General features: G+C 63.4%; 11 protein-coding genes. 7 read left to right on the forward strand and 4 right to left on the reverse strand.

The genetic code is table 11. The features are described from left to right. Nucleotides 1-69: 69 nt before the first annotated feature. Together rhaI and FJ972_RS27240 are read right to left on the reverse strand one after the other, a co-directional pair. Complete coding sequence (gene rhaI / locus FJ972_RS27235) at nt 70-1,362, reverse strand: L-rhamnose catabolism isomerase (RefSeq protein ID WP_140524013.1); 1,293 nt, start codon at nt 1,360-1,362, stop codon at nt 70-72. Between the two features lie 87 nt (nt 1,363-1,449). After that, on the reverse strand, nt 1,450-3,552 hold the full coding sequence (locus FJ972_RS27240; protein ID WP_140524011.1) for a bifunctional rhamnulose-1-phosphate aldolase/short-chain dehydrogenase: 2,103 nt from the start codon (nt 3,550-3,552) through the stop codon (nt 1,450-1,452). 187 nt (nt 3,553-3,739) lie between these two features. Here FJ972_RS27240 and FJ972_RS27245 point away from each other — a divergent pair, with 187 nt between their 5' ends. The 7 genes from FJ972_RS27245 (at nt 3,740) to FJ972_RS27275 (ending at nt 10,874) form a co-directional block, all read left to right on the forward strand. Next, on the forward strand, nt 3,740-4,543 hold the full coding sequence (locus FJ972_RS27245) for a DeoR/GlpR family DNA-binding transcription regulator (protein WP_140496559.1): 804 nt from the start codon (nt 3,740-3,742) through the stop codon (nt 4,541-4,543). A 56-nt stretch (nt 4,544-4,599) separates the two neighbouring features. Continuing rightward, nucleotides 4,600-5,595, forward strand: a complete 996-nt coding sequence (gene rhaS, locus FJ972_RS27250) for a rhamnose ABC transporter substrate-binding protein (protein ID WP_140496561.1) — start codon at nt 4,600-4,602, stop codon at nt 5,593-5,595. Between the two features lie 81 nt (nt 5,596-5,676). Next, complete coding sequence (locus tag FJ972_RS27255) at nt 5,677-7,218, forward strand: sugar ABC transporter ATP-binding protein (protein ID WP_140524009.1); 1,542 nt, start codon at nt 5,677-5,679, stop codon at nt 7,216-7,218. After that, nucleotides 7,215-8,192: an ABC transporter permease gene (locus FJ972_RS27260; RefSeq protein WP_140524007.1), complete on the forward strand. Its 978-nt coding sequence runs from the start codon at nt 7,215-7,217 to the stop codon at nt 8,190-8,192. The genes FJ972_RS27255 and FJ972_RS27260 overlap by 4 nt, the downstream gene beginning before the upstream one ends. Next, nucleotides 8,189-9,184 carry an ABC transporter permease gene (locus FJ972_RS27265; protein ID WP_140524005.1) on the forward strand — a complete coding sequence of 332 codons (996 nt, stop codon included), beginning with the start codon at nt 8,189-8,191 and terminating at the stop codon, nt 9,182-9,184. The genes FJ972_RS27260 and FJ972_RS27265 overlap by 4 nt, the downstream gene beginning before the upstream one ends. Next, nucleotides 9,184-9,501, forward strand: coding sequence for an L-rhamnose mutarotase (locus FJ972_RS27270; protein WP_140524003.1), 318 nt, complete (start codon nt 9,184-9,186; stop codon nt 9,499-9,501). The genes FJ972_RS27265 and FJ972_RS27270 overlap by 1 nt, the downstream gene beginning before the upstream one ends. Continuing rightward, nucleotides 9,498-10,874: an FGGY-family carbohydrate kinase gene (locus FJ972_RS27275; RefSeq protein ID WP_140524001.1), complete on the forward strand. Its 1,377-nt coding sequence runs from the start codon at nt 9,498-9,500 to the stop codon at nt 10,872-10,874. Before FJ972_RS27270 ends, FJ972_RS27275 begins: the two co-directional genes overlap by 4 nt. Nucleotides 10,875-10,890: 16 nt before the next feature. Here FJ972_RS27275 and FJ972_RS27280 read toward each other — a convergent pair whose 3' ends face one another. Continuing rightward, nucleotides 10,891-12,141, reverse strand: a complete 1,251-nt coding sequence (locus FJ972_RS27280; protein WP_140524000.1) for a D-amino acid dehydrogenase — start codon at nt 12,139-12,141, stop codon at nt 10,891-10,893. A gap of 106 nt (nt 12,142-12,247) precedes the next feature. Then, nucleotides 12,248-13,243 (reverse strand): UDP-glucose 4-epimerase GalE, encoded by a 996-nt coding sequence (galE, locus tag FJ972_RS27285; protein ID WP_140523998.1) that lies wholly within the window; start codon nt 13,241-13,243, stop codon nt 12,248-12,250. Between the last annotated feature and the right edge of the window lie 254 nt (nt 13,244-13,497).

The following is a 13,497-nucleotide window of genomic DNA, read 5'->3' on the forward strand; positions in this document are numbered from 1 at the left end:
CGCCAGTCTCTTCTCCCCAGCGGGGAGAAGGTGGCCGCGAAGCGGCCGGATGAGGGGGCGGGCTCGGCCTCAGACAATGCCACCGCTGCCGCCGGCAACGGCCGGGCGTTCCGCCGCGACCTTGGCGCGGTAGCCTGCCGCCCGGTAGGCGGCGACCGGGTCGATGGCGCCGCCGGTGTTCAGCCGCGCCATGGCCAAGATCGGCTCGACATCGGTGCGGTAGGCTGATTTTAGCGTCTGCGTTGCCATCAGCGCGTCATTGCCGTCCTGAAAACCTTCAAGCGCCTTGCGGTCCACCAGCAGCGCCTGCGCGTAGGCGCGCTGCACCTCGACCGCGGACAGCATCAGGCTCTCGATCGGATCGGTGACGTTGTGGCTCTGGTCGAGCATATGGGCCGGATCGAAGCCGTCGGCGCCGGACAGTTCGGCGTCGACCAGTTCGTTGAAGACCAGGAACAGCCGGTAGGGGTCGATCGAACCGGCATCGAGGTCGTCGTCGCCATATTTCGAATCGTTGAAGTGGAAGCCGCCGAGTTTCCTGAACTGGATCAGCCGCGACACGATCATCTCGATGTTGACGTTGGGCGCGTGGTGGCCGAGATCGACCAGGCAGAAGGCCTTGTCGCCGAGTTCCTTGGCAATAATGTAATTGGTGCCCCAATCCTGCACGACGGTGGAATAGAAGGCAGGCTCGTATATCTTGTGTTCGGTGAACAGCTTCCAGTCAGCGGGCAGCCCGACATAGACCTCTTTCATGGCATCGAGATAGCGCTCGAACGCCTTGGCGAAGTTGACCTGGCCGGGGAAGTTCGAGCCGTCGCCGATCCACACCGTCAGCGCCTTGGACCCAAGCGTCTTGCCGATCTCGATGCATTCAAGATTGTGCTCGACCGCTTGCCGGCGCGTTCCGGCATCGGCATGCGAGAGCGAGCCGAATTTGTAGGACAGCTTTTGGTCCCTGGCGTCGGAGAACGTATTGGAGTTCATGGCGTCGAAGCCGAGGCCGAAACGCGAGGCCGCCTGCTTCAGCCGGTTCGGGTCGGCCTTGTCCCAGGGAATGTGCAGCGACACCGTCGGTGTCGCCTGCGTCAATTGCTTGATGACGGCGCAATCCTCGATCTTGTCGAAGATGTCGCGCGGTTCGCCGGCGCCGGGGAAACGGGCAAAGCGCGTGCCGCCGGTACCGACACCCCAGGAGGGGATCGCCACCGCGAATTTCTCGACCTTGTCTCGGATCGCGTCGATGACGATGCCGCGACGGTCGAGCCGTTCGCCGAGCGAGGCGTAGTCACGCTCGAGGTCGGCCTTGCGCGCGGCGTTGTTTTTTTCGACGACGTCGGCCGAGATGATGGTTTCGGACACTGCTGTTCCTCCCAGATTTCGTTCGGCTGGCGCTGCCCCTCATCCGCCTGCCGGCACCTTCTCCCCGTGAACGGGGAGAAGGAAGGCCTAGCGCGTAAAGCTTTGCGCGTTACCGGCGTCGACATTGACGATGTTGCCGGTCGACTTGGCCGACATGTCGGAGGCGAAGAAATAGATCGCTTCGGCGATGTCCTCGGGAAACACCGAGCGCTTCAGCATCGAGCGCGAGCGGTAATGTTCCTCGAGGTCGTCGGTCGACATCTTGTAGGCGGCGGCGCGCTGTTCCTTCCACTCGCCGGACCAGATCTTGGAACCGCGCAGTACGGCGTCCGGATTGACGACGTTGACCCTGATCTGCGCCTCCGCGCCCTCCAGCGCCAGGCAGCGGGCGAGATGGATCTCGGCGGCCTTGGCGGTGCAATAGGCGGCAGCGTTCGGCGAGGCGGCAAGGCCGTTCTTGGAGGCGACGAAAACGACGTTGCCGCCGATCTTCTGCACCCTGAACAGCCGGAACGCTTCCCGAGAGACCAGGAAATATCCCGTCGACAGGATGTCCATGTTCTTGTTCCACAGCGCCAGCGTCGTGTCCTCGATCGGCGCCGAGGAGGCGAGGCCGGCGTTGGAGACCAGAATATCAATGCCGCCGAACTCGACCGCCGTTTCGGCAAAGCCGGCGACGACCTGATCCTCCGACGTGACGTTGATGACCACGGGGCGGACAAAATCCTTGCCATAGGCCTTGGCCAGTTCGTCGTTGGCGCTGGCAAGTGCTGTCTCGTCGATGTCGGCGAGCACCACGCAGGCGCCTTCGCGCAGCAGCCGGCTCGCCGTCGCGCGGCCGATGCCGCCCGCGCCGCCAGTGACGAGCGCGATCTTGCCGGCAAGAGCCTTGGGCTTCGGCATGCGCTGCAGCTTCAGATCCTCGAGCAGCCAGTATTCGATGTCGAAGGCTTCCTGCGCAGGCAGGCCGACATAGGAGGAGACGGTCGAGGCGCCGCGCATGACGTTGATGGCGTTGACGTAGAACTCCCCCGAAATGCGCGCCGTGGCCTTGTCGCCGGCGAAGGTGAACATGCCGACGCCGGGCATCAGATAGACCACGGCATTGGGATCGCGGATGGCGGGCGAGTCCGCATGCTTGCAGCTGTCATAATAGGCCTGGTAACCTACGCGGTATTCGGCAATGTCGTCGGCCAGCCGCGCGATGACGGCATCGACATCGGGCTTGGCCGGATCGAACTCGATGACCAGCGGCCGGATCTTGGTGCGCAGGAAATGGTCCGGGCATGAGGTGCCGAGTGCCGCCAGCGGGCGCAGATCCCTGGAATTGACGAATTCGAGCACGGCGGCGGAATCGTCGAAATGGCCGAGCTTATGGCTCTTTTCCGAGATCAGGCCGCGGATCCTCGGCATCAGCTTCGCGGCGATGGCGCGGCGTTCGGCGGGGTCGAGCGACTTGACCGCTTCGCCACCGAAAATGGCGACACCCTCGGAACGCCGCTCGAACCACTCGATCGCCTGGTTGATCACCGAGATCGTCGTTTCGTAGCATTCCTTCGGGCTGTCGCCCCATGTGAACAGGCCGTGGCTTTCCAGGATGACGCCCTTGGCGGCTGGATGGTCGAGGCAGAATTTCTCCAGCCACAGGCCAAGTTCGAAGCCCGGCCGCTTCCACGGCAGCCAGCCTATGGCGTCGCCGAAGATTTCCTTCGTCAGGGCCTTGGAATCTTTGGCGGCAGCGATGGCGATGATGGCGTCGGGATGCATGTGATCGACATAGGGCTTCGGCACGTAGGCATGCAGCGGCGTGTCGATCGAGGCCGCGCGCGGATTGAGATTGAAGGTGCAGTGGGGCAGATAACCCACCATCTCGTCTTCATGCTCGACGCCGCGATAAAGGCCTTTGAGGGCTCGCAATTTGTCCATGTAGAGCGTGGCAAAACCATCAAGCTTGATCGAAGCGCTGTCGCCGCCGGAGCCCTTCACCCACAGCACTTCCACGTCCTGTCCGGTGAGCGGATCCTGTTGCCGGATTTTCGACGATGTGTTGCCGCCGCCGTAATTGGTGACACGCTTGTCGGAGCCGAGCGTGTTCGAACGATAGACCAGAAGCTCGGGATCGCTCATCCCCCTTGCCTTCGCATCATCCCAAAGATTGGCGAGGCGCGAGCCGGAGCGCTTGTCGAGCATGGGTAATCCTCCCTTGAAGCGCGGACGGTGCGCTCCTCTTTTCGTCGGGAATGTCTACGCAAGGCGTGGCTTTGTCAATCACAAACGATCAACATCAATCATATTGCACTGCACAATGAAATTATATGATCGGAAATGATTGACACTGCGCGATTTCTAATGCCAGATGGCCATGCAGGGAGGAACCATGCACGAAAAAGAGCGCCACAGGATCATTCTGTCCGCCGTCCAGGAAAAGCCTGTGGTGACGGTGCAGGAAATGGTCGACCTGACGGAGTCTTCCGAGGCGACGATCCGGCGCGATATCGCGGCCCTGCACGTGCAAAAGCGACTGCGCCGGGTGCGCGGCGGCGCCGAGGCGATCACGCCGCCACAGTTCATCGGCCTTGCCGGCAGGCCTTTTTCCGTCAACGAGACGCTCAATGCCGCGCAGAAGCGGGCGATAGCGCGGGAAGCGGTGGAACTCTGCAAGGACGGCGAGCCGATCATCATCAACGGCGGCACCACCACCTTCCAGATGGTGCATTTCCTGACCGGCCGCCGCATGCCGATCTTCACCAATTCCTTCCCGATCGCCGAAAGCCTGCTCAAGCACTCCAAGAACACGGTGATGCTGTCCGGCGGCACCATCTACCGCGAGCAGAACATCATCCTGTCGCCCTTCGACAATGACGTGACGCGCAATTTCTACGCGCGCCGCATGTTCATGGGCGCCCAGGGGCTCGGGCCGCTCGGCCTGATGGAAGGCGATCCGCTCTTGATCCAGGCGGAACAGAAGCTGATCGATCAGGCCGACGAGTTGGTGGTGCTGGTCGATTCTTCGAAATTCCGCAAACGCTCCAGCCTGATCCTGTGCGGCCTGTCGCGCATCGCCACCGTCATCACCGACGACGGCATCGAGGACCGCGAGGCAAAGATGCTCGAAACAGCGGGGGTAACGCTGATCGTCGCCCGCAAGTCGGCAAAGGAAGAATCTTCGCTGCAAGCCTGAGACACCCTCACGCCCGCAGCGGCGATGGAATGCAACGCTCAAGGGAGGAATATTCGATGAGCTTTCTGAAGAAACTGATGGTTACGGCGGCCTTTTCCGCCGCCATGGTCGTGAATGCCGCCTATGCCGAGAACGTCAAGATCGCGCTGGTGGTGAAGTCGCTCGGCAACGGCTTCTTCGACGCCGCCAACAAGGGCGCCGAAGAGGCGGCCAAGGAACTGGGCGATGTCGACATCATCTACACCGGCCCGACCAAGGCGACCGCCGAAGCGCAAATCGAGGTGGTCAATTCACTGATCGCGCAAAAGGTCAACGCCATCGCCATCTCGGCCAATGACGCCGACGCGCTGGTGCCGGTGCTGAAGAAGGCCATGGAGCGCGGCATCACGGTCATCTCCTGGGATTCGGGCGTCGCCAAGGAAGGCCGCCAGCTTCACCTGAACCCGTCCGATACCGGCCTGATCGGCGAGACCATCATCAAGCTCGCCGCCGACTATTTGCCTGAGGGCGGCGACGTCGCCATCCTGTCGGCCTCCTCGACCGCGACCAACCAGAACGCCTGGATCGACGCGGCCAAGAAGGTGCTGCCGGAGAAATTTCCGAAGATCAAGCTCGTCGCCACCGTCTATGGCGATGACGATTCGGCCAAGAGCACCGACGAAGCCAAGGGCCTCTTGAAGTCCTATCCGAACCTGAAGGCGATCATCGCGCCGACCACTGTCGGCGTCGTCGCCGCTGCCCAGGTCGTCACCGATGAGAAGCTGATCGGCAAGGTCAACGTCACTGGCCTCGCGCTGCCGTCGGAGTTCAAGAAGTTCATCGACAACGGCGCTTCACAGGCCGTGGCTCTTTGGAACCCGATCGACCTCGGTTACTCCGCCGTCTACCTCGCCCATGATCTGGCGGTGAAGAAGGAAGAGGCCAAGCCCGGTGCGACGCTGTCGATCGGCCGCGTCGGCAAGGTCACGCTCGACGACACCAATTCGGCTGCGATGGCTCCGCCCTTCCAGTTCGACAAGACCAACATCGAGAAGTTCTCCAAGATCTACTGATCCGGAGCTTCAAGCTGACGCGGCGGGGTTCACGCCCCGCCGCAACTTCAAACGCACCTTGTTTCAGGGCTTGATACGACCATGGACACGACAGCCCAACACGGCACGGTGAAGGACGGGCCCCTGGCCTCCACGCCGCGCCTGACGCTGTCCGGCATCTCGAAGAGCTTTCCCGGCGTGCGCGCGCTGCACAATGTCAGCCTCTCGCTCTATCCGGGCAAGGTGACGGCGCTGATCGGCGAGAACGGCGCCGGCAAGTCGACGCTGGTCAAGATCATGACCGGCATCTACCAGCCCGATGCGGGCACGATCAGCATAGACGGGCAGGACGTCACCCTGCCCAGCGCGCACGCCGCCTTCGGCCACGGCGTTACCGCCATCCATCAGGAAACCGTGCTGTTCGACGATCTGACTGTCGCCGAAAACATCTTTCTCGGCCATGCGCCGCGCACCCGCTTTGGCACCATCGACTGGCGCACCATGCGCAGAAATGCGCGCGAAGTGCTCGACACCATGCATGCCCGCCATATCGACGCCGATGCAAGGCTGAAGGACCTCGGCATCGCCAACAAGCATCTCGTTGCCGTGGCGCGGGCCATGTCGATCGACGCGCAGATCGTCATCATGGACGAACCGACGGCCGCCCTTTCGATGAAGGAGATCGAAGAGCTCTTTTTGCTGATCGAGTTCCTCAAGAGCGAAGGCAAGGCGATCCTGTTCATCAGCCACAAGTTCGACGAGATCTACCGCATCGCCGACCGCTACACCGTGTTCCGCGACGGCGAGATGGTCGGCGAAGGGCTGATCAAGGATGCCGCCCAGAGCCAGATCGTGCGCATGATGGTGGGCCGTGCGGTCGATCACATCTTTCCACAGCGCAAGGCCGAGATCGGTGCGCCGGTGCTGTCGGTCTCCGGCCTGTCGCACCCCACCGAATTCAACGACATCGGTTTCGAGCTGCACAAGGGCGAGATTCTCGGCTTCTACGGCCTTGTCGGCGCCGGACGCAGCGAGGTGATGCAGGCGATTTCAGGGATCACCCGCACCTCCGGCGGCACGATCACGCTGGACGGCAAGACGATCGCGCCGAAATCGGCGGCGGATTCGATCGAGGCCGGCATCGTCTACGTGCCCGAGGAGCGCGGCAAGCAAGGCGTGGTGATCGGCCTGCCCATCTTCCAGAATGTTTCTCTCCCGTCGCTGGCACGCACCTCCAAATCCGGCGTGCTGCGGCTGGCGGAGGAGTTTTCGCTCGCCCGCTCCTACACCGAGCGGCTCGACCTCAGGGCCTCCTCGCTCAGCCAGGATGTCGGCACGCTGTCGGGCGGCAACCAGCAGAAGGTCGTGATTGCCAAATGGCTGGCGACCACGCCCAAGGTCATCATCCTGGACGAGCCGACCAAGGGCATCGACATCGGCTCCAAAGCCGCCGTGCACGGCTTCATGGCCGAGCTGGTGGCGCAAGGCCTATCGGTGATCATGGTATCGTCGGAGCTGCCCGAAATCCTCGGCATGTCCGACCGCGTCGTCGTCATGCGCGAGGGCCTTGTCGCGGCCGTCTACGACAACAACGGACTGGACGCCGAGACGCTGGTCCGGACGGCGGCGGGGATCGCGGCATGAAAACTTTGCTGAAATATCGCGAAATCTGGTTGCTGGCGGCGATCGTCGTGCTGATCGGGCTGATCTCGACGCGTTTTCCCGCCTTCGCCGACCCCGGCAATTTGCGCCAGGTGTTCAACGACACCTCGATCCTGATGATCCTGGCGCTCGGGCAGATGGTGGTCATCCTGACCCGTTCGATCGACCTGTCGATGGCGTCGAACCTCTGCTTTACCGGCATGGTGGTGGCGATGCTGAACGCCGCTCACCCGGCGATCCCGATCCCGCTGCTGATCGTCATTGCCCTGGTCGTCGGCCTGGTGCTCGGCGCCATCAACGGCCTTCTGGTGTGGCGGCTGAACATCCCCTCGATCGTGGTGACATTGGGCACGCTGACCATCTATCGCGGTGCCACCTTCGTCCTGTCCGGCGGCGCCTGGGTCAATGCCGACAAGATGAGCCCCGAGTTCATCGGCTTCCAACGCGCGGCCTTCCTCGGCATTCCGGTGCTGTCCTGGATCGCCATTCTGGTCATCGCGCTGTTCTTCATCCTGATGACGCGCACCGCGCTCGGCCGCTCGATCTATGCCATCGGCGTCAATCCGACGGCGTCGGTCTATGCCGGCATCGATGTCGGGCGGACGAAATTCATCGTCTTCTGCATCTCCGGCATGATCGGCGGGCTCGCTGGCTATCTCTGGATCTCACGATACGTGATCGCCTCGGTCGAGGTCGCCAACGGCTATGAGCTCAACATCATCGCCGCCTGTGTCATCGGCGGCATCTCGATTGCCGGCGGCATCGGTTCGGTCGGGGGCGCGGTGTTGGGGGCGCTGTTCCTGGGCATCATCTCCAACGCGCTGCCGGTCATCAACATCTCGCCCTTCTGGCAGATGGCGATTTCGGGCAGCGCCATCATCCTCGCCGTCGTGCTCAACGCGCGCGGCGAACGCCAGCAGGGCCGCATCATCCTGAGAAAAATGGAGGCGGCATGAGCGACGTCCCTGCCCCGCGCCACATTCCGGACCGGCTCGACAAGCCGTTTCGTTCGGCGATCTTTTCCTGGGAAGCGCTGCTGGTCGTGGTGGCCCTCGCCATCTTCGCCATCAACAGCTTCGCCTCGCCCTATTTCCTCGACCCTTATTCGCTGTCGGACCTGACCTTCAACTTCACCGAGAAGGGCCTGATCGCCTTCGCCATGGCGCTGCTGATCATTTCGGGCGAGATCGACCTGTCGGTCGCCGCCATCATCGCGCTGGCCTCGACCATGATGGGCATGGCGGTGCAGGCCGGCGCCGGAACGCCGGTGCTGGTGGCGATCGGCATCGTCGTCGGGCTCGGCTGCGGGGCCTTCAACGGCCTTCTGGTCACGAGGCTTGGCCTGCCCTCGATCGTCGTCACCATCGGCACGATGAGCCTGTTTCGAGGCATCGCCTTCATCATCCTCGGCGACCAGGCCTACAAGGGTTATTCCGAGAGCTTCGCCTTCTTCGGCCAGGGTTATGTCTGGTGGGTGCTGTCGTTCGAGCTGGTGCTCTTCCTCATCGCCGCCGTCATCTACTGGTTCGCGCTGCACCGCACGAGTTTCGGCCGCCGCGTCTTCGCCATCGGCAACAATCCGGTCGCGGCACAGTTTTCCGGCGTGCGAGTCGGCCGCATCAAGTTCATCCTGTTCTGCCTGACCGGGCTGATGTCCGGCATCGCCTCTGTGCTGATCACCTCCCGGCTCGGTTCGACCCGTCCCTCGATCGCGCAGGGCTATGAGCTGGAAGTCATCACCATGGTGGTGCTTGGCGGCGTCAGCATCCTTGGCGGCGCAGGCAGCATTGTCGGCGTCGTGCTCGCCGCCTTCATCATGGGGCTGGTGACCTTCGGGCTCGGCCTGCTCAACGTGCCCGGCATCGTCATGTCGATCTTCATCGGCCTGCTCCTGATCATCGTCATCGCGCTGCCGATCGTCTGGCGGCGGCTGCGCGGGGGACGCTGATGGCCGAAAAATACGCGTTCAAGATGATGCTCAAGCCCGGCATGAAGGCGGAATACAAGAAGCGTCACGACGAGATATGGCCATCGCTGGTCGCGCTGTTGAAGCAGGCCGGGGTTTCCGACTATTCCATCCATCTCGACGAGGAGACCAACATCCTGTTCGGCGTGCTGTGGCGGCGGGACGACCATGGCATGGCCGACCTGCCGAAGCATCCGGGGATGCAGCGCTGGTGGGCAGACATGGCCGACCTCATGGAGACCAGGCCTGACAATGAGCCGGTGGCCGTGCCCTTGGAAACCATGTTCCACATGGCATGAGTGCCCCGCGCCACATCGCCGTCATCGACATCGGCAAGACCAACGCCAAGGTGGCGCTGGTCGACCTCGCCACGCTGCGCGAGGTCGCGCTGCGCCGAGTGGCGAACGCGCCGGTGCGGCAAGCCCGCTACCCGCATCACGACGTCGAGGCGCTGTGGGCCTTCATCCTCGACAGTCTTGCCGATCTCAACCGCGAACAGACCATCGACGCCGTTTCGATCACTACCCATGGCGCGACGGGCGCTCTGGTTGAGGCCTCCGGCGAACTGGTGTTGCCCGTGCTCGACTACGAATTCGACGGCCCCGAGGAACTCGCGGCCGAGTATGACGCGATCCGTCCGCCCTTCGCTGAAACCGGCACGCCGCGGCTGCCGCTCGGCCTCAATCTCGGCGCGCAATTCTTCTGGCAGCAGAAGCGCTTTCCGACGGAATTCGCCAGGGCAACGGCGATGTTGATGTATCCCCAATATTGGGCGCTGCGGCTGACCGGCATCGCCGCCAACGAGGTGACCTCGCTCGGCTGCCACACCGATCTGTGGAACCCGTGGAAAGCGGATTTTTCGGCAATGATCGACCGCCTCGGTTGGCGCGCGTTGATGGCGCCGGTGCGGCCGGCAAGGGACCGGCTCGGCCCGCTCCTGCCGGCGCTTGCCGAGCGAACGGGGCTCGATCCGCGGACGCCTGTGTTCTGCGGCCTGCACGATTCCAACGCCTCGCTGTTGCCGCATCTTCTCGCCGACGCGCCGCCTTTCAGCGTCGTCTCGACCGGCACCTGGGTGGTGTCGATGTCGGTCAGCGGCAGATCGGTGGCGCTCGACCCGGCGCGTGATACGCTGGTCAACGTCAACGCGCTGGGCGATCCCGTGCCATCGGCGCGCTTCATGGGCGGCCGCGAATTTTCCGTGCTGACGGATGATCAGCCGGAGAACTGGACCGAAGACGATGTCGGGGCCGTGCTGGCAAAAAGGACGCTGCTGCTGCCATCGACACAACAGGGGTCGGGACCGTTCCCGCATCATGCGGCGGCGTGGCTCAACGCTGACGGCATGAACAGCGGCCAGCGCTTTGCCGCCATCTCTTTCTATCTGGCGCTGATGACGGCGACCTGCCTCGATCTGATCGGCGCCGACGGCCCGACCATTGTCGAAGGCCCTTTCGCCCGCAACCGGCTCTTTGTCGGCATGCTGGCGGCGGCGACCGCCAGAAGCGTCGTCGCCTCCGAAGCCGCGACCGGCACCAGCATCGGCGCCGCGTTGCTGGCATCGGACAAGGCTGAGGCGCATGGCAAGGGCTTGAGACAAGAACCGCCGGTCGACCCCGCCTTGACGGATTATGCAAGCACCTGGCGTGCGGCGGTCGAAGGGCGGGGCTAACTACGGATCCGCTTGCCTAAACTTCATAGACCAGCCCCTGTGGATCGATCTCGGGCTTTCGGCCGGCGACGAGGTCGGCGAGGAATTTGCCCGAGCCGCAGGCCATGGTCCATCCGACATGGCCGTGGCCGGTGTCGAGATAGAGATTTTTGTAGCGGGCCCGGCCGATGACCGGCACGGAATTGGGCATCATCGGCCGCAGGCCCGCCCAGAACATGGCCTTCTTCTCGTCGAAGGCGCCAGGGAAAAGATCCTTGCCGGTGCTGATGATGGTGTTGAAGTCAGCGGGCTTGAAGCTTCGGTCAAAGCCGGTGAACTCGGCCGTCGAGGACATCCGCAAGCGGTTGCCCAGCCTGGAATAGCCGATCAACCGGTCCTCGTCGGCGCCACCCATAGTCGGCCCCTTGCTTTCGTCCTCCAGGGGGATCGTCGCGGTATAGCCTTTCACCGGATAAACCGGCAGGTCGATGCCGTAGCGGCGGCCGAGTAGGCCGCTTTCCGGGCCCATTGCGATGACAACCGCATCGCCGGCCACCGGGCCTGACGAGGTGATGACGGCCCGCACCCTGTCGCCTTCGATATCGAAACCTTCGACCGTGGTGCCGAACCGGAACTCGGCGCCAAGCCTCTCGGTCGCATAGGCGGCGAGCCTGTCGACAAACAGTTTGGAATCGCCAGTCTGGTCAGTGGGCGAATAAACCCCGCCGGCTATCTTGTCCTTCACCCCGGCAAGCCCCGGCTCCAGTTCGACCAGCCGGTCGCGCCCGACGATCTCGATCGGCAAGCCATGCTCGGCAAGATAGCGATAATTGTCGGTCCCGGTGTCGAGACTCTTCTGCGAGCGGAAGAAGTAGAGGATGCCCTTCTTGCGCTCGTCATAGTGGATGCCGGTCGCCTCCGACAGCGCATTGATGCAGTCGCGCGAATAGAGCGCGAGCCGCAGCTTGATGTCGGTGTTGGCGCGCAGGCGCGCCACCGTGCACTGGCGCAGGAAGCGCAGGCTCCAGGCGAGAAAATAGGGATCGAAGCGCAGTCGCACCTTGATGCCGAGATCGTGGTTGTAGAGCCCGCGCAGGAAGGTCTTCAGCGCCGCCGGGGAAGCCCAGGCGGTGGCATCGCCCGGCGACACCAGCCCGGCATTCGACTGGCTGGTGCCCCGCGCCGGCGCCGGATGACGCTCGATGACGGTGACCTCATGGCCGTCGCTCGCCAGATAGTAGGCGGCCGCCGTGCCGACGACGCCGGCCCCGAGCACCGTTATCTTCATGTCGTCCCCCCAAAAAAGGTCGAACCGGGCAGCGCGCTTCCGCACCCTCCGCGAACGCTTCCATAGCGCTTCGCGGAGCGGCTTGCGAGCCCTTGGGAAAACCCGCTCAACCGCGTGCGGAATTCTTCCCCGTTAGGATACGCTCCCAGGCGAGCGCATCTGCAACGATCTGGTCGAGATCGTCGCGTTGCGGCGTCCAGCCGAGTTCCGTCCGGGCGAGATCGGAATTGGCAACCACCGCGGCGGCGTCACCGGGGCGGCGCTCGCCCGTCCTGACCTCGAAATCATGGCCGAAGGCGCGGCGCACGCTCTCGATCACCTCCAGCACCGAATAACCGTGGCTGTAGCCGCAATTGGCGACGAGACTCGCGCCCCCGGTGCGCAGCCGCTCAAGGGCCAGGCGATGCGCCGCGGCCAGGTCGCTCACATGGATGTAGTCGCGCATGCAGGTGCCGTCCGGCGTCGGATAATCGGTGCCGTACACCTGCATGAACGGCCGCTTGCCGAGCGCCGTCTCGCAAGCGACCTTGATCAGATGCGTGGCGCCCGGCGTCGACTGGCCGGTGCGCCCCCTGGGATCGGCGCCCGCGACGTTGAAATAGCGCAGCGCCGTATAGCGCAAACCATGCGCGATCGCCGCATCGCGCAGCATCCATTCGCTCATCAGCTTGGAGAGGCCGTAGGGCGATTCCGGCGCCAGGCGGGCATCCTCGCGCACCGGTTCCAGCCCGGCGCCGCCATAGACGGCAGCGGTCGAGGAGAAGATGAAGTTCTGCACGCCCTCGCGCACCGCCGTTTCGATCAGCGTGCGCGTCTTGCAGGTGTTGTTCTCGTAGTAGCCGAGCGGATCGGCGACGGATTCGGGAACGACGATCGAGCCGGCGAAATGGATGATCGCGTCGACATTGTTGTCGCGGATGATGGAGCCGACCAATTCCTTGTCGGCGACGTCGCCGACGACCAGCTTTGCCTCCGGTGCCACCGCCCATTCGAAACCGGTCGAAAGCCGGTCGAGAACGACCACGCTTTCGCCCGCATCCAGCAATTCCCAGACCATATGGCTGCCGATATAGCCGGCGCCGCCTGTCACCAAAACCGTCATTCCGCATCCTCGCATTCAAGATCTATCGGAAACTGTCTCAACACCCGCTCTACTGGAAAGCCCGCCCTATGACCAATAAAACCCTACGTAACCGACTTGGCCGGCATATAGCATCATGTCGAAACAAAAGCGCCCTACAGGCCGTTATCGCCAGGAAATAGGCCATGATCCGCCCCTCGTTAGGAACAGGTGCGGGGCGTGGCATTTTGACCAAAACGGGCCGGTGGACGGCCAATCGGGCAATGATTATGATC

Origin of the sequence: Mesorhizobium sp. B2-1-1 (assembly GCF_006442975.2) — a bacterium.
In the GTDB taxonomy this organism is placed as follows: domain Bacteria; phylum Pseudomonadota; class Alphaproteobacteria; order Rhizobiales; family Rhizobiaceae; genus Mesorhizobium.